At 28.5% G+C, this 15,893-nt stretch carries 12 protein-coding genes and 10 tRNA genes; 19 read left to right on the top strand and 3 right to left on the bottom strand.

Translation table 11 applies throughout. The annotated features are described in order from the left end of the window. Nucleotides 1-6: 6 nt before the first annotated feature. The 4 genes from BUA70_RS08450 (at nt 7) to BUA70_RS08435 (ending at nt 5,994) form a co-directional block, all read left to right on the top strand. The gene (locus BUA70_RS08450) at nt 7-1,953 is read left to right on the top strand and encodes a DHH family phosphoesterase (protein ID WP_072896278.1); all 1,947 of its coding nucleotides are present in this window, start codon (nt 7-9) and stop codon (nt 1,951-1,953) included. A 2-nt stretch (nt 1,954-1,955) separates the two neighbouring features. Further along, the gene (gene rplI, locus BUA70_RS08445) at nt 1,956-2,402 is read left to right on the top strand and encodes a 50S ribosomal protein L9 (protein WP_072896277.1); all 447 of its coding nucleotides are present in this window, start codon (nt 1,956-1,958) and stop codon (nt 2,400-2,402) included. 53 nt (nt 2,403-2,455) lie between these two features. After that, on the top strand, nt 2,456-4,318 hold the full coding sequence (gene lonC / locus BUA70_RS08440) for a Lon family ATP-dependent protease (protein WP_423236780.1): 1,863 nt from the start codon (nt 2,456-2,458) through the stop codon (nt 4,316-4,318). A gap of 341 nt (nt 4,319-4,659) precedes the next feature. Then, on the top strand, nt 4,660-5,994 hold the full coding sequence (locus BUA70_RS08435) for a replicative DNA helicase (RefSeq protein ID WP_072896274.1): 1,335 nt from the start codon (nt 4,660-4,662) through the stop codon (nt 5,992-5,994). Between the two features lie 232 nt (nt 5,995-6,226). Here the strand turns inward: BUA70_RS08435 and BUA70_RS08430 are convergent, their stop codons facing one another. After that, nucleotides 6,227-6,598 carry an Hsp20/alpha crystallin family protein gene (locus tag BUA70_RS08430; protein WP_072896272.1) on the bottom strand — a complete coding sequence of 124 codons (372 nt, stop codon included), beginning with the start codon at nt 6,596-6,598 and terminating at the stop codon, nt 6,227-6,229. Between the two features lie 528 nt (nt 6,599-7,126). Here BUA70_RS08430 and BUA70_RS13160 point away from each other — a divergent pair. Then, nucleotides 7,127-7,270, top strand: a complete 144-nt coding sequence (locus BUA70_RS13160; RefSeq protein ID WP_172607499.1) for a hypothetical protein — start codon at nt 7,127-7,129, stop codon at nt 7,268-7,270. Nucleotides 7,271-7,414: 144 nt separating this feature from the next. On the opposite strand, the gene BUA70_RS08425 is transcribed toward BUA70_RS13160, so the two are convergent. Further along, a complete protein-coding gene (locus tag BUA70_RS08425; RefSeq protein WP_072896269.1) occupies nt 7,415-8,590 on the bottom strand; it encodes an NAD(P)-dependent malic enzyme in 1,176 nt (391 codons plus the stop codon). A 313-nt stretch (nt 8,591-8,903) separates the two neighbouring features. On the opposite strand from BUA70_RS08425, the gene BUA70_RS08420 reads away from it, so the two are divergent. The 3 genes from BUA70_RS08420 to BUA70_RS08410 all read left to right on the top strand — a co-directional run bounded on the left by BUA70_RS08420 (nt 8,904) and on the right by BUA70_RS08410 (nt 11,449). Next, entirely contained in the window at nt 8,904-10,190 is a 1,287-nt protein-coding gene (locus tag BUA70_RS08420; RefSeq protein WP_072896267.1) for an adenylosuccinate synthase, read from the top strand. Between the two features lie 235 nt (nt 10,191-10,425). Beyond that, nucleotides 10,426-10,611 (top strand): DUF1858 domain-containing protein, encoded by a 186-nt coding sequence (locus BUA70_RS08415; protein WP_072896265.1) that lies wholly within the window; start codon nt 10,426-10,428, stop codon nt 10,609-10,611. 97 nt (nt 10,612-10,708) lie between these two features. Then, nucleotides 10,709-11,449, top strand: coding sequence for an acyl-[acyl-carrier-protein] thioesterase (locus BUA70_RS08410; RefSeq protein WP_072896263.1), 741 nt, complete (start codon nt 10,709-10,711; stop codon nt 11,447-11,449). 60 nt (nt 11,450-11,509) lie between these two features. Here the strand turns inward: BUA70_RS08410 and BUA70_RS08405 are convergent, their stop codons facing one another. Further along, the gene (locus BUA70_RS08405) at nt 11,510-12,754 is read right to left on the bottom strand and encodes a BaiN/RdsA family NAD(P)/FAD-dependent oxidoreductase (RefSeq protein ID WP_072896261.1); all 1,245 of its coding nucleotides are present in this window, start codon (nt 12,752-12,754) and stop codon (nt 11,510-11,512) included. Between the two features lie 477 nt (nt 12,755-13,231). Here BUA70_RS08405 and BUA70_RS08400 point away from each other — a divergent pair. The 11 genes from BUA70_RS08400 (at nt 13,232) to BUA70_RS08350 (ending at nt 15,852) form a co-directional block, all read left to right on the top strand. After that, nucleotides 13,232-13,306: transfer RNA gene (locus tag BUA70_RS08400), tRNA-Glu, on the top strand. 3 nt (nt 13,307-13,309) lie between these two features. Next, nucleotides 13,310-13,385 (top strand) — tRNA-Val (locus tag BUA70_RS08395). A gap of 6 nt (nt 13,386-13,391) precedes the next feature. Beyond that, a tRNA-Asp gene (locus tag BUA70_RS08390) sits at nt 13,392-13,468 on the top strand. A 10-nt stretch (nt 13,469-13,478) separates the two neighbouring features. After that, nucleotides 13,479-13,553, top strand: a tRNA-Glu gene (locus BUA70_RS08385). Between the two features lie 5 nt (nt 13,554-13,558). After that, nucleotides 13,559-13,634 (top strand) — tRNA-Val (locus BUA70_RS08380). Between the two features lie 5 nt (nt 13,635-13,639). Then, nucleotides 13,640-13,716 (top strand) — tRNA-Asp (locus tag BUA70_RS08375). A 13-nt stretch (nt 13,717-13,729) separates the two neighbouring features. Further along, a tRNA-Thr gene (locus BUA70_RS08370) sits at nt 13,730-13,804 on the top strand. Nucleotides 13,805-13,822: 18 nt separating this feature from the next. Then, nucleotides 13,823-13,897, top strand: a tRNA-Glu gene (locus BUA70_RS08365). 7 nt (nt 13,898-13,904) lie between these two features. Next, a tRNA-Val gene (locus tag BUA70_RS08360) sits at nt 13,905-13,980 on the top strand. Nucleotides 13,981-13,985: 5 nt separating this feature from the next. Beyond that, nucleotides 13,986-14,062: transfer RNA gene (locus tag BUA70_RS08355), tRNA-Asp, on the top strand. Between the two features lie 227 nt (nt 14,063-14,289). Beyond that, nucleotides 14,290-15,852 carry a MutS-related protein gene (locus tag BUA70_RS08350; protein ID WP_072896259.1) on the top strand — a complete coding sequence of 521 codons (1,563 nt, stop codon included), beginning with the start codon at nt 14,290-14,292 and terminating at the stop codon, nt 15,850-15,852. The last annotated feature ends 41 nt before the right edge of the window (nt 15,853-15,893 follow it).

Genomic DNA, 15,893 nt, shown 5'->3' with positions numbered 1-15,893 from the left:
AATTTGATGAAGTCTTTAAAAAATAAAAATATTATACTTATTTGTTTTTTTATATTTATATTAGCAGTTTTATTTTATATTAAGAACTTAATAGAGTTAAGCCTTATTATACTTTTTGGGGTTATAATATTATTTTCATATAAACTTATAAAAATAAATCAAGCTAACGAATTAAATAAAAAAAAGGCAGAAGAGTTTTCTTTAGAAATTGATGATATAATAGAAAAAAATTTATTGGCGCTTATGTATCCCTTAGCAATTATAAAAAGAGATGGAGAAATAGTTTGGAGTAACGAAAAGTTTAAAACTGTCTTTAAAGTGCAAGATGATACGGCCATTAATATAGGAACTGCTGTGAGAGGCATAGCTTTAGATAAAGCATTAAAATATCAAAATGGTATGATACAAAGATTAAGAAGTAGAAAAAGGGCTTATGATATTTATGTTAATACAATAAACTTTAATAATGAACAGTTATCTATAGTTTACTTTAATGATGTAACATATCTAATAGAAGGAACTAAGGAAAGTGTTATGCTTATAGAAGTAGATAATCTAAATGAAGTTGTAAAAAGCATAGATGAAAATAATGGACCTTTATTTATTGCAGAGGTAGAGAGAGCTATAAATAATTACGCTCAAAATCTTAATGCTATGATAAGGAAATACGACTCTACTAAGTATGTTTTGTCTGTATCAGATTCAAACATTGAAGAGGAAATTGCAAAAAAGTTTGATATATTAGATACTATAAGAGAAATCAACTTAGGAAATAAACTTGAGGTTACGCTTAGTATAGGTGTAGGAAGAGGCGGAGATTCTCCAGCAGAAAATCACGCTTATGCTATTAAAGCTAAGGAATTAGCTTTAGGAAGAGGTGGAGATCAAGCAGTAATAAAAAAAGGTGATAAATTTAGTTTTTTTGGTGGTAACACAAAGGAACTAGAGAAAAGAACAAGAGTTAGGGCAAGAGTTGTAGCCCATGCATTAAAAGATCTTATATATGAAAGTAGTAAAGTTTATATAATGGGTCATAGAAATCCTGATTTAGATTGTTTTGGGGCAGCAGTGGGAATAGCTTCTGTATCGAGACAATTAGGTAAGCAGTGTAATATTATTTTAAATAAAGATACAAGGGCTATAGAAAAGTATTTAATAAGAGTAAAAAATGATGATATAAATAGTAACCTTATAATATCAGGAGATAAGGCTAGAGAAACTATAGATGAAGACACTCTTTTGATTTTATTGGATGTTCATAGTAGGGGATATGTTCAAGATTTATCTATAGTAGAAATGGCATCTAATTTAGTTATAATAGATCACCATAGAAGAAGTGCTGATTATATAGAAGGTGCGCTTCTTAGTTATATAGAGGTATATGCTTCATCAACATCAGAACTTGTAACAGAAATGGTTCAATATATGTTAGAGAAGCCAAAACTTACTCAAATAGAAGCGGAGGGATTACTAGCTGGTATATGTATGGATACTAAAAGCTTTTTCTTTAAAACTGGAGTTAGAACTTTTGAAGCTGCATCTTTTTTAAGAAGATTAGGTGCAGATACAATAGATATAAAGAAGTTTTTTAGTAATGATTTAGAAAGCTATGTACAAAAAGCTGAAATTATAAAATCCGCAGAAGTTAAAAATAATATTGCTATAGCAACTTGTCCTTCGTATATAGATCAAACTGTTATGGCAGCCCAAGCAGCAGATGAATTATTAAATATAACAAATATTCAAGCTTCTTTTGTATTAGTACAAATAAACAACGATATATATATAAGTGGGAGATCTTTAGGAGATATAAATGTTCAAGTTATTCTTGAATATTTAGGTGGCGGTGGACATATGACTATTGCCGGTGCTAAGTTAGAAAATGTAGATATTAATAATGCAAAAGAAACACTAAAAGAAGCTATATCAAAATACTTAGAGGAAGGTGAATAATAATGAAAGTTATTTTATTACAAGATGTTAAGAAGTTAGGTAAAAAGGGTGATGTAATAAATACATCAGATGGATACGCAAGAAACTATTTATTTCCAAGAAAGTTAGCTGAAGAAGCTACAGATTCAAATTTACATGTATTAAATGCTAAAAAAGAAACTGAAAGAAGAAAAAAATTAGCAGAGTTAGAAGCAGCTCAAAAATTGGCTGGTGAATTAAAGAATAAGGAAATTAAAATAAACGCAAAAGCAGGAGAGAATGGAAGACTATTTGGCGCTATAACAAGCAAAGATGTAGCCGAATTAATAAAAAAACAATTTAATGTTGACGTAGATAAAAAGAAAATAGTAATGGATACTATAAAGGTTTCTGGAACATTTGAAATAGAAGTTAAACTTTATCCAGAAGTTTCTACTAAGATGAAGGTTGTTATTGCTCCTGTAGCATAAGGAGGACTAGAGTTTTGAAATCACTAAACCATTTTAATATATTAGAAGAAGTAATGGAAAGTAATATGAGTTTAGATTCACAAGTAAAGGTTCTATTTGATATTGTAAAAAATGTATTAGACGAAGGTGCTGTAAGAGCAAGGACTGTAAAATACAAATTACAAAAGTATGTAAAATCAGAAAATCCATATGAAAATTTATATGCATTAAATAAGATTGTGTCTGATGGAAAGGGATTAAAAGAAATTCCTACAGAAAAAAATCTTAATGAAGCTTTAGAATCTAGCTATAAATTTATATCGGAAGAACTTGCTAAAAGATATATACAAAATAGAATCGAAGGTCAAGTTGAAGAAGCCATAATGGAAAAGCAAGAGAAATATATTGATGAAATGAGATTAAGCATTATAAGAAAACAAAAGGGACCTGAAAATGCTAAAACTCTAAAAAAGCTTGAAAAACTTGAAAAGTTAGATAAAAGAGATACTAATAAAAATATAATGAGTCTTTTAAGACCAGAATCTTTTAAAGAAATAGTAGGTCAAGAAAGAGCTATAAAATCATTAATATCAAAACTTGCATCACCATATCCACAGCATATAATTCTTTATGGACCTCCAGGAGTTGGTAAAACTTCTGCAGCTAGGTTAGCTTTAGAGGAAGCAAGAAAGTTATCATTCACTCCTTTTGATGATGATTCAAAGTTTGTTGAAGTAGATGGAACAACATTAAGATGGGATCCAAGAGAAATAACAAATCCTCTTTTAGGATCAGTACATGATCCTATATATCAAGGAAGTAAGAGAGATTTAGCTGAAATTGGAGTACCAGAACCTAAACCAGGTCTTGTTACAGATGCCCATGGTGGAGTTTTGTTTATTGATGAAATTGGTGAATTAGATGACATTCTTCAAAATAAACTTTTAAAAGTTTTAGAAGATAAAAGAGTTGAATTTTCATCATCATACTACGATCCAGATGATGAAAATATACCTAAATATATAAAGTATTTATTTGATAACGGTGCACCAGCAGATTTTGTTTTAATTGGAGCTACAACAAAGAGTCCAAGAGATATAAATCCAGCACTAAGATCAAGATGTACAGAAGTTTATTTTGAACCTCTATCATCAAAGGATATTGAAGAGATAATAAATAATGCAGCCGAAAAATTAAATGTTGGTCTTGAAGATGGTGTAGCTGAATTTATAAGTGCTTATACTATTGAAGGTAGAAAAGCTGTAAATATATTAGCTGATGCTTATGGATTTGCATTATATAGTAATAAAAATTCAGATCAAAAAATAGATAAAATATCATTAAAAGACGTAGAAGAAGTTATTTCTATAGGAAGATTTGTTCCCTATGAAATATTAAATAAAAATCAAAAACCTGAAATAGGTCATATATACGGCTTAGGTGTTAGTGGATTTTTAGGATCTACTATAGAAATAGAGGCAGCTGTATTTAAAGCTAAGAAAAAAGGCGCAGGTACAGTAAGATTTAATGATACAGCAGGTTCTATGGCAAAGGATTCAGTATTTAACGCAGCCTCTGTTATTAGAGAGTTAACAGATAAAGATTTAAAGGATTATGATATCCATGTAAATGTGATTGGTGGAGGTAATATAGATGGACCTTCAGCAGGAGCAGCTATAACAATATGTATAATAAGTGCATTATTAAATAAACCTTTAAGACAAGATATTGCTATAACAGGTGAAATATCTTTAAGAGGAAATGTAAAACCTGTTGGAGGAATATTTGAAAAAGTCTATGGAGCTAGAAGAAAGGGTATAAAACTTGTAATAGTTCCTAAGGATAACGAAAAAGAAATACCTACTGGTTTAACTGATATAGAAGTTAAATCAGTAAGTAATATTGATGAAATCATGAAGTTAGTTTTTGAAGACTAATAATTAAATAAATTAAGCTTTCCTTTTTAGGAAGGCTTAATTTTTCTTACTTTAGTGAAGGTATTTATCTATTTCTCACCTAATTATTAAAATAAACTGTATAAAAAGTATATAATTTTAATTACTAGTAAAATATTATTAAATAGGAAATAAAATTAATAATTACGTATATATTTAATAATAAAATATTTTAAAAGTAACTAAACAAAATAAAATTTAATTGTCATAATAATTAAATTACGTTATATTAAACTTAGTATGTCTTAAATTTTCAATTGTGAATTTTAATTATAAATTAAAAATATTTATTATATCTAATATAAAAGAAAGGAGGAAAAAATATGGATGCACCAATGATGAGAAGTTTACCTCATAATTTAGAAGCAGAACAAACGGTTTTAGGTGCTATGCTTATTGATAAATCTGCAATATCTCAAGCAGCAGAAGGTCTTACATCAGATGATTTTTATAGAGATGCTCATAAAGTAATATTTGCAAATATGGTAGAAATGTTTCAAAAGGATATAGCTGTAGATCGTGTAACCTTACTAGAATATCTTAATTCTAAGGATAAGCTAGAAAAAGCTGGTGGTATAACTTATGTAACAGAGTTAAGTGATTCAGTGCCGTCTACTGCTAATCTAACATCATACATAAAAATAGTAAGTGAAAAATCTACCTTAAGAAAACTTATAAAATCTTCTACGGAAATAATTGAAGATTGTTATAATAATCAAGCTGATGTAAAAATGGTAGTTGATAGATCAGAAAAAAAGATTTTTGACATCGGAGAAAGTAGAAGCACTAGTGATTTTGAACCTTTAAGCATAGTTTTAGAAAGAGGATTTGAGCAAATAGAAGAACTTTTTAATAATAAAGGACAAATAACAGGTGTAGGTTCAGGATTTGTAGAATTGGATTCTAAAACTTCAGGATTTCAAAAAGGTGATATGATATTAATTGCTGCAAGACCATCTATGGGAAAAACAACTTTTGCTCTTAATATTGCAGAACATGCTGCCTTAAGAGAGGGAAAAAGTGTTGTAATATTCTCTTTAGAAATGTCTAAAGAACAGTTAGCTTATAAGCTTTTATGTTCAGAAGCTAATGTAGATATGCTAAAACTTAGAACAGGTAATTTAGAAGATAAAGATTGGGAAAATATAGCAAGGGCTGCAGGTCCATTGGCAAATGCAAAAATTTATATAGATGATACTGCAGGAATATCAATAATGGAAATGAGATCTAAATGTAGGAGATTAAAATTAGAGCATGGTATAGATTTAATTCTTATAGATTACCTTCAACTTATGAGTGGTAGTGGTGGAGAAAGTAGACAACAAGAAGTATCAGAAATATCAAGATCCATAAAAGCTTTAGCTAAGGAAATGGAATGTCCTGTTATAGCCTTATCTCAGCTTTCCCGTGCACCAGAGCAAAGAGCGGATCATAGACCTATGCTTTCAGATCTTAGGGAATCAGGTTCAATAGAGCAAGATGCAGATCTTGTTATGTTCTTGTATAGAGATGAGTATTATAATAAAGAAACAGAAGAAAAAAATGTTGGTGAGTGCATAATAGCAAAGCAAAGAAATGGTCCTGTTGGAACTGCTAAACTTGCATGGCTTGGACAATATAGTAAATTTGGAAATCTAGATGTTGTTCATACTCAGTAATGTATATTAATACAAATATTAATTATTAGTTTAATTGTGTGATTTTTATAAAAGAAAAGTATTAATTTTAAAATTCAATAAAATATTGATATATAAAATTAAAATAAATAAAAAGCTGTAAGTTTAAACTTACAGCTTTTTATTTAAAATTAAGAAATAATCTAAATAAAATTATTTATGTATAATATTAATCTAATTTGGAAAAAATTATTATAAGTAGTATTTATGTAAATTAACGATTAGTTTTAATTAAAGTTAATTTTAATATATTATTTTGGTAATTACATATAGTTTTAGAGAAATCGATGTCATTTATATAAACAATACTTTTTTTATATTTATAGTAATTTATATAATTTATTTTATAAATTTCTTTTATACTTAAAATAATAAAATTATTTAAATAATATATTTCTATGTTTTCTTTTTTTATGTTAGGTAAATGTGCTTTTAATATATAGTATTCACTATTATCTTCAATATGAAAATTAAAGTTTTCAATGGAATCTTTTTTCCTATAAAATAAATTATTTTTTAATGGATAAGCAAATTTGTTTTTTGAATTAATTAAAACATAAGATTTTAATTTGGGTAAAGTTAACATTTTAAAACCTCCTTTGTTTTAATATTAATAATATTATTATTAGAATAATATTATTAAGGTATGCTGAGACTTTTTGGAGAAAAATATAAATAATATTAGCATATAAAATAATTATATAATCTATATTTACTTAATAGATTAAAAATACTAAAAAAGAATCAAATATAAATAAATATTATAATAGATATATGGCAAAATGTGATTACAAATCAAAAAATATCAAAAATAAATGATAATTATTTTCAATTACTATTGACAAAAGGAAAAAAATAATATAAACTAACATTAGTGAGAATCGTTATCAATAAACGATATCTTGACTGGACCACAGACAAACAAATCGTGTTAATTTCAAACAATAAACTCCTCTTGAAATTAAATCACAAAACCTCGGCCTGGACAACCGAGGTTTTTGATTTTGTATAAAAATAAATTTGAACTTAATTTCACTATTATTTTTAAGAATATAAAAAATAATAAGGGACAGAATAAAATTAATCTTTATTAAAAGCAAAAGGGAGTGAAATTATGGATATAAATAAAAGTTTAGAAAGTAAGAATCAAAGTATGATTGATAATAGCAATGATTCACAAAATTCTTCTAATGGATATAAACAAAGAGGAAATGCAGCTGTAGGGATTGATAAAAAGAGAACTAAAGGTAAAAAATAATAATTAAGGACAGATAAATATTATATTATTATAAAAATCATAAGTTTAAGAAATATATGATAATATATTTAAAAATTTAAAAAAGGTACATCAAAATCACTTTATGGAAAATGTTTTCTGATGTACCTTTTATTCAAATTAAAGTTATTTTAATTTTGCAACTCCACTTTTAAATGCTGCTTCTTTTACAGCTTCTGCAACTTTATCTTGTACACTTCTATTAAATGCTTTTGGAATAATAAAATCCTCACAAAGCTCTTCTTCGCTAACAGAATTTGCAATAGCTAATGCAGCAGCAAGTTTCATTTCTTCATTTATTTCACTAGCTCTTACATCTAATGCTCCTCTAAATATTCCAGGGAAAGCTAAAACGTTATTGACTTGGTTTGGAAAATCTGAACGGCCAGTTCCAATAACTCTGGCTCCAGCCTCTTTTGCATCTTCAGGGAAGATTTCAGGAACAGGGTTCGCCATTGCAAAGATTATAGAATCTTTATTCATTGATTTTACCATATCCTTAGTAACTGTATTTGGAGCAGAAACACCAATAAATACATCAGCTCCTTTTATTACATCTACTAAATTTCCTTGAATATTTTTAGGATTAGTAATTTGAGCTAATTCTTTTAATGAATCATTCTTAAATTTCATTCCTCTATATATTGCACCACTTCTATTACAAACAACAATATCTTTTACACCAAAGGATAGTAGAAGCTTTGCAATTGCAATTCCTGCAGATCCAGCACCATTCATTACAACCTTTAAATCCTCAGGTTTTTTATGTACTATTTTTAGTGCATTTATAAGACCAGCAAGAGTAACTATTGCAGTACCATGTTGATCATCATGAAAGACTGGTATGTCCAATTTTTCTTTAAGTTTTTGCTCTATTTCAAAACATCTAGGAGCTGAAATATCTTCTAGATTAACCCCTCCTAAGGTTGGAGAAATTCTAACCACTGTTTCTATGATTTCTTCTGGGTCCTTTGTGTTAAGAACTAAAGGAATAGCATCTACATTACCAAATTCTTTAAATAAAACAGATTTACCTTCCATAACAGGTAAGGCTGCCATTGGACCAATATCTCCAAGTCCTAATACAGCAGTACCATCAGAAACAACTGCTACTGTATTCCATTTTCTTGTATAAACATAAGCCATATCAGGATCTTTATTTATTACTCTACATGGTTCTGCAACACCAGGAGTATAAGCTAGGCTTAAATCCTTTTCATTTTTAATTTGTGCTCTTGGCAAAATTTCTAATTTACCCCTTTTTTCTTTATGAAATTCTAAAGCTTCTTCATATATATTCATATTAAACACCTCTCATAAAAGTATTATATATATATTATAACGGAAAACTTTCATAAAGGGAAAGAATTATTTCATTTTTTGAAAAATTTATGATAATTAGACCATACGAATTATTAATTGATAATATTATAAAACATTCGTTGTTTTTATTGACCTTAAAGGCCATATTTGGTAGTATTAAATAGTAAGCTCATTAAGAGCTTTAATTAAGAGAGTAATAAATAAATACCTATAGTGAATACTATAAGTAGCTAATTTATTTTATATAAAAATTTATATTTAAAGCTACTTATTGATGTGAGGAGGAAAAGCTATGTCAGCATTTATAGTTTTAGGAGCTCAATGGGGAGATGAAGGAAAAGGTAAGATGACAGACTATCTTGCAGAGGAAGCAGATGTAGTTGTTAGATACCAAGGAGGAAATAATGCCGGTCATACTGTAGTGGTTGGAGACAAGGAATATAAGTTACACTTAATTCCATCTGGTATATTATATGATGATAAATTAAATGTTATAGGAAATGGAGTTGTTGTAGATCCTGTAGCATTATTTACAGAAATTGAATATTTAGAAGGTTTAGGAGTAAAGGTTACTCCAGAAAAACTTGTAATAAGTGATAGAGCACAATTAATAATGCCTTATCATAAAACTTTAGATAAGTTAAAAGAAATAGCTAGAGGAAAAAATGACATTGGAACTACTGGAAAAGGAATAGGTCCATGTTATACAGATAAAGTAGAAAGATGTGGAATAAGAGTTTGTGATCTTATGCATCAATCTGTTTTTGAAGAAAAGCTAAAAGAAAATATAGAGATGAAAAATCAATACATAACTAAGGTTTTAGGCGGAGAAGCATTAAACTACGATGAAATAAAAGAAGAATATCTAAAGTATGCTGAAAAAATGAGACCTTTTGTTCAAGACACATCAGTAAGAGTATATGATGAGATAAAAGCAGATAAAAATGTTCTATTTGAAGGTGCTCAAGGAATGTTACTTGATATAGATTTTGGAACATATCCATATGTTACTTCATCAAATACTACGGCTGGAGGAGTAAGCAACGGTGTTGGTGTAGGACCAACTATGATAACAAATGTAGTTGGTATAGCTAAAGCTTATACAACAAGAGTTGGTAAAGGACCTTTTCCAACAGAATTAAATGATTCAATGGGTGATTGGATTAGAGAAAAAGGATTTGAATTTGGTGTAACAACAGGAAGAGCAAGAAGATGTGGTTGGTTAGACTTAGTAATACTAAAAACAACTGCTAGAGTTTCTGGATTAACTTCATTAGCTGTTACTAAAATAGATACTTTAGCTGGATTAGATAAAGTAAAAGTTTGTGTTGGATATAAATTCAATGATAAAGTTATAGATTATTTTCCAGCTAGCTTAGAAGATTTAGCTAAATGTGAACCAATATATGAAGAATTTGATGGTTGGGATGAGAGTGTAGCAAATGCAAGAAGCTATGAAGAACTACCAGAAAATGCAAAGAAATACTTAAAGAGAATAGAAGAATTTACAGGCACAAGAATTTCAATAGTTTCAGTTGGTCCAAAGAGAGATCAAACTATGAGGGTAGATGAAATCTAATTATTGCCATAATAATATTATTTATATAAATCAATCTGTAATTAACTTTACAGGTTGATTTTTTTATAAAAATCATTAATTATAAATATAAATAGATAGATAAAGTATTATAAGTAAATACTATTGATAAAATTTTAAATCCGACCATTTTCCTTGAATTTAAAATTTTTATTTAGTATAATTTATAAAGTAATAGCGATTCACGTTAAATTAAAAAAAAGTGAGGTTGGTTTTTATGAATATAACTAAGGACATGACTATTGGTGAAGTTGTTAGACAATGGCCAGAAAAAGCGGAAGTTTTAATGAGTTTTGGAATGGGATGCGTTGGATGTCCATCAGCACAAGCTGAAACTATTGAGGAAGCTGCAATGGTTCATGGATTAAATTTAGATCAATTATTAGAAGCTTTAAATAAGTAAGGCAATTACAATAAATTAAAAAAGGATAGGTTTTAACCTATCCTTTTAGTTTATATATTAATTTAAATATTTTCACATAAGAAAGGGAGATATAATTATGGGAAAAACTTTTGAGCATACTTATGATATAAATTATTGTGATGTTAATTGTTTTTTAGAAGCTAATACAAGTTGCTTGTTGAATCTTATATGTGATATAGGTATGAGGCAATCTCAAAGCTTAGGAGAGAGTGTAGAGAGATTAATGAACAAAGGATATGGTTGGGTATTTTATAAATATGATTTTAAATTTTATAAGTATCCTAGGGTTTGTGAAAAAGTTAAAGTAAGAACTGATTGCTATGGACTTAAAAAATTTTATGCATTTAGAAAATATTTTCTAGAAAATGAAAATGGAGAGTTAATTGGAGAAGGAATAGCTACCTTTTTAATGATTAATTTAAAAAGAAGAAGACTTATGAGAATTCCTGAAGATGAATATAAGCTTTATGGAGTGAAAGAAGATTTAGAAGATATATTAGAAATAGAAGATATACCTAAATTTGAAGATGGAGATCTTAAAAAGGATTTTAATGTTGGCTATAGAGAAATTGATACTAATTTTCATGTAAATAATGTAAATTATTTAGATTGGTCTATGGAGACATTACCAAAAGAGGTTATTCTTAAAAAGTATGTTTCAAGAGTTGTTATAAATTTTTTAAAAGAATGTAGTTATGGAGATAATATAAGTTGTATAGGATATATTACAGAAGATGGTAAGGAAAGTATACATAAAATAGTAAATAATGAAGGTAAAGAACTTGCATTAGTTCATTTATATTTAGAAGATAGATAAAGGAATCTTTGATGTTTTATTATATAAATATTATATAATTTAGCATCAAAGATTCCTTATTTATTTAGAGGCATTAAAACCTGCTACAAATCCAGAGCTCCATGCCCACTGAAGATTGAATCCTCCACAATCACCATCAACATCTATTATTTCACCACAAAAATATAAATTTTTAATAAGTTTTGATTCTAAAGTTAAGTTATTTATTTCTTTAGTATCAACTCCACCTATTGTAACCTGAGCATTTTGAAATCCATTAGTTCCAATACACTTAAATTTCCAACACTTTAAAAGAGATAATATATTTTTCTTTTCATTCCAATCTAATTCCCAGCAAGGCTTATGAATATTAGATACATTAGCTTCTTTAAGTAAGGTTACTATAAGTTTTTTATTTATTATACCTATTAAAGAATCGGATATACTTCTATGAGAAAACATAGCAAAGTGAGATTCTAAGAAGTTTTCTAATTCATCAATAGATTTATTAGGCATCATATCTATAGAAATAAATACATCTTTACCTTCTGATAAACCTACAGAAGCATTTCTTGATAGTTGAAGAATAGGAGGACCTGAAATACCGTAATCAGTAAATAAAATTTCTCCAAATTCCGTTCTTTCTAATTTGTTATTAATATATATAGAGGAAAATCCATCAAATTTAACTCCAGATAAAGCCTTTAAACGATCATACTCTAATTTTAGCTGAACTAATGAAGGTTTAGGTTCTATTATATTGTGACCTAAGCCCCTTGCAAGAGAAAATCCTGAACCATCGGATCCAGTTTTAACAGCAGATTTTCCTCCACAAGCAATTATGAGTTTAGAGCAACAAATAGGCTCTAGAGACTCTTCTTTAGGAATTAATTTAAATCCTTTTTTATTAGTTACTATCTTTTTTATTTTATAGGAATTGTATAATGGAATGTTTTTATCTTCTATTGAAAGTCTAAAAATATCCACTACAGAAGAAGCTTGAAGGGATTGTGGGTACATTTTTCCCTTTTCTAACTCAACTATTGGAAGTCCTATACTTGTAAAAAAGTTTTTTGTAGTATCTACAGAGAATTTAGACAAAGCATTGTTATAAAAACCATCTTCAGAACTATGAAAGTTTTTAAAGGGAAATGATATAGAGCTATTACTTATATTACATCTACCATTACCAGTAGTTAATATTTTTTTCCCTATTCTGTCTGTTCCTTCTACTATAGCAACATCTACTCCATAATCTTTAGAAGTTAAAGCGGCTATAAGCCCAGAAGCTCCTCCACCTAAAACAATTAAATCATGATATATCATATATTAATTAGCTCCTTTTATTTTAAGTAATGTAATATAAAATTAGTATTTATATTAAAGAATAATTTATTTAATTTTAACATAGCGCTATTTATACTTAAAGATTAGTTTTTAAATTAAAAAGAAATGTACTTTTATTATGATTAGTATAATTTAAATAAATATTTATAAAAATTTTTTTGAAATTAAGAAATAAATTTTAAAATTCAGTGGAATAAAAAAGGATTTTTTCACTATATGAAAAATAAAGTTAAAAAATATTTGTTTTATAAATCATAGGAAAAGGTAGGATTTAAAAGATTTTAAGAGAACTTATTTAAAATTAAAATAAAAAAGCAAAAAAACTAAAAATATTTAAAAAAAGTGTTGACAGTATACCTTTTTTTTTGTATCATAGTCTTTGTCAGGTTGCGGGGCAACCGAAAGAAATAAATAAAACATTGAATATATGGATTATTAATGTGGTACAGCTGATAAGGCCCCTTGGTCAAGCGGTCAAGACACCACCCTTTCACGGTGGTAACAGGGGTTCGATTCCCCTAGGGGTCACCATTCGGGCGCATAGCTCAGCTGGGAGAGCATCTGCCTTACAAGCAGAGGGTCACAGGTTCGAGCCCTGTTGTGCCCACCACATTATGGCTCAGTAGCTCAGTTGGTTAGAGTGCCGGCCTGTCACGCCGGAGGTCGAGGGTTCGAGCCCCTTCTGAGTCGCCATATATATCTTGGCTCCTTGGTCAAGCGGTTAAGACACCACCCTTTCACGGTGGTAACAGGGGTTCGATTCCCCTAGGAGTCACCAAATTTGGGCGCATAGCTCAGCTGGGAGAGCATCTGCCTTACAAGCAGAGGGTCACAGGTTCGAGCCCTGTTGTGCCCACCAAATTTGGCTCAGTAGCTCAGTTGGTTAGAGTGCCGGCCTGTCACGCCGGAGGTCGAGGGTTCGAGCCCCTTCTGAGTCGCCATTAAAAAAAATAAGCTGGCATGGCTCAATGGCAGAGCAGCTGACTTGTAATCAGCAGGTTGTAGGTTCGACTCCTATTGCCAGCTCCATTTTTAAAATTTAATCTTGGCTCCTTGGTCAAGCGGTTAAGACACCACCCTTTCACGGTGGTAACAGGGGTTCGATTCCCCTAGGAGTCACCACAAACTTGGGCGCATAGCTCAGCTGGGAGAGCATCTGCCTTACAAGCAGAGGGTCACAGGTTCGAGCCCTGTTGTGCCCACCAAGTTTGGCTCAGTAGCTCAGTTGGTTAGAGTGCCGGCCTGTCACGCCGGAGGTCGAGGGTTCGAGCCCCTTCTGAGTCGCCAAAAAGCTTTGGATTTTTCCAAAGCTTTTTTTATTTGAAATATTTTAATTTAAAATGTAGATTTATTTTTCATAAATTAATATAAAAATATAATTTAATAAGTATGTAATTAGTAATTAAATTATTTTTAATGGTTTTCAAAGTTAATTGATTTAATTTTTATATCTATATAAACTTTTATATAATAAGTACAATCATAGAAAGTGTTAGAAGAAAAGAGTGAATTTTATGATACAATTAAAAAATTTAGTAAAAGATGATTTATTTAAAGAAAAAGATAAAAATAGAGACTTCCATAAAATAAGAGAATTTTTTGATCTAAATGAAAAAGAACAATATACAATAGATGATATAACTTGGAATGATTTAGAGATGGATAAAATTTATTCTAATATAGATAGAACTTATAGCAGTGCTGGAGAAAGTGTTCTTTATAGTATGCTTAGAAATCCTCTTATGAATAAGGAGAAAATAAAATCTAGAGAAAATGCAATTGAGAATTTTAAAAATAATAGAAAGTTAATTATTGATATAAGATGTATTCTTTTTAAACTTGGATTTGATAAAGAAAACATGTTATTAGGAATGTTAAATGGCATGTTAACTATAAATAAATTAAAATATTACATATATTATTTTTTAGGAAGAATATTACCTATAGTTTTAGTTTTATTAGCAATATTTCTTAAAGATACAAGGTTTATGTTTGCGTTTATGGTTGTGGCATTAATCAATTGTGGAATAAATAGAAGTGAAGAGAGAGTAATACAGGCTAGTGGAATAAATTACTTAAGAGATCTAATTAATGTAGGAAAAAAGATATCTAGAATAAAGGATAATTCTATAGAATACTATAAAAATAATATAAAGGGTATTTTAAAAGATATAAAAAATATAGATAAAGGTACATTAGTAATTGATATTTTTAATGGATTTGGTGGAGTATTTGAATTTCTTGCAATTCCATTTTTAATAGAGGAAAGTACTTACTATAAAATCAGCACTGAAATAGAAAAAAACAAGGATAAAATATATGATTTATTTTATAATATAGGACAAATAGATGCTTTATCTTCAATTGCCATATATAAGCTATGTAATGAGGATAGGATTTGTATACCACAGTTTGTTGATAAAAAATCTTTAAAAATAAAATCTGGAATTCATCCTTTATTAAAAAAATCAGTAGCAAATGATATAGCAATTGATAGTAAAGGAATTGTTTTAACTGGAACAAATATGTCAGGAAAATCAACATTTCTTAGAATGGTCGGAGCTAATATTTTAATATCTCAAACATTTAATTTTTCCTTTGCAAAGGAGTACAAGGCGCCATTTTTTAATGTAGTTTCTTCAATTAGCCCTAAGGATGATATTGACAATGGAAAAAGTTATTATATGGCTGAAGCGGAATCATTACTTAGGATTATAAATTCACTAGAAAAAGATATTCCTGTATTTTCATTAATAGATGAAATATTTAGGGGCACTAATCCTGTAGAAAGAATAGCTTCATCGGCAGAAATATTGTCATATATAAATAAAAGAGATGCAATAGTAATTGTTGCTACTCATGACAGAGAGCTTACCGATATGCTAAATAATGAATATGATTTTTATTATTTTAGTGAAGATGTAAATAATAAAGAAGGATTAACTTTTGATTATAAGATTAAAAAGGGAATATCTAAAACAAAGAATGCTATAAGGCTTCTTGATTATATAGGATATCCAAAAGAGATAATAAAGAATTCTTATATGAGATGTAAGGAATTAGAACATTATATATAAATTAAGTTTATAATATAAAATATTTATCCACATAACAATAA

It is taken from the genome of Clostridium fallax, from assembly GCF_900129365.1.
GTDB classification, from domain to species: Bacteria; Bacillota; Clostridia; order Clostridiales; family Clostridiaceae; genus Clostridium_AH; species Clostridium_AH fallax.
The sequence above is the reverse complement of the archived record's forward strand: the minus strand, read 5'-3'. Positions and strand labels throughout refer to the sequence as shown.

Bases quoted from the DNA above. Each gene is read 5' to 3' on its own strand.
- BUA70_RS08450 (WP_072896278.1), top strand. From the start codon at position 7: ATGAAGTCTTTAAAAAATAAAAATATTATACTTATTTGTTTTTTTATA.
- rplI (WP_072896277.1), top strand. From the start codon at position 1,956: ATGAAAGTTATTTTATTACAAGATGTTAAGAAGTTAGGTAAAAAGGGT.
- lonC (WP_423236780.1), top strand. From the start codon at position 2,456: ATGGAAAGTAATATGAGTTTAGATTCACAAGTAAAGGTTCTATTTGAT.
- BUA70_RS08435 (WP_072896274.1), top strand. From the start codon at position 4,660: ATGGATGCACCAATGATGAGAAGTTTACCTCATAATTTAGAAGCAGAA.
- BUA70_RS08430 (WP_072896272.1), bottom strand. From the start codon at position 6,598: ATGTTAACTTTACCCAAATTAAAATCTTATGTTTTAATTAATTCAAAA.
- BUA70_RS13160 (WP_172607499.1), top strand. From the start codon at position 7,127: ATGGATATAAATAAAAGTTTAGAAAGTAAGAATCAAAGTATGATTGAT.
- BUA70_RS08425 (WP_072896269.1), bottom strand. From the start codon at position 8,590: ATGAATATATATGAAGAAGCTTTAGAATTTCATAAAGAAAAAAGGGGT.
- BUA70_RS08420 (WP_072896267.1), top strand. From the start codon at position 8,904: ATGTCAGCATTTATAGTTTTAGGAGCTCAATGGGGAGATGAAGGAAAA.
- BUA70_RS08415 (WP_072896265.1), top strand. From the start codon at position 10,426: ATGAATATAACTAAGGACATGACTATTGGTGAAGTTGTTAGACAATGG.
- BUA70_RS08410 (WP_072896263.1), top strand. From the start codon at position 10,709: ATGGGAAAAACTTTTGAGCATACTTATGATATAAATTATTGTGATGTT.
- BUA70_RS08405 (WP_072896261.1), bottom strand. From the start codon at position 12,754: ATGATATATCATGATTTAATTGTTTTAGGTGGAGGAGCTTCTGGGCTT.
- BUA70_RS08350 (WP_072896259.1), top strand. From the start codon at position 14,290: ATGATACAATTAAAAAATTTAGTAAAAGATGATTTATTTAAAGAAAAA.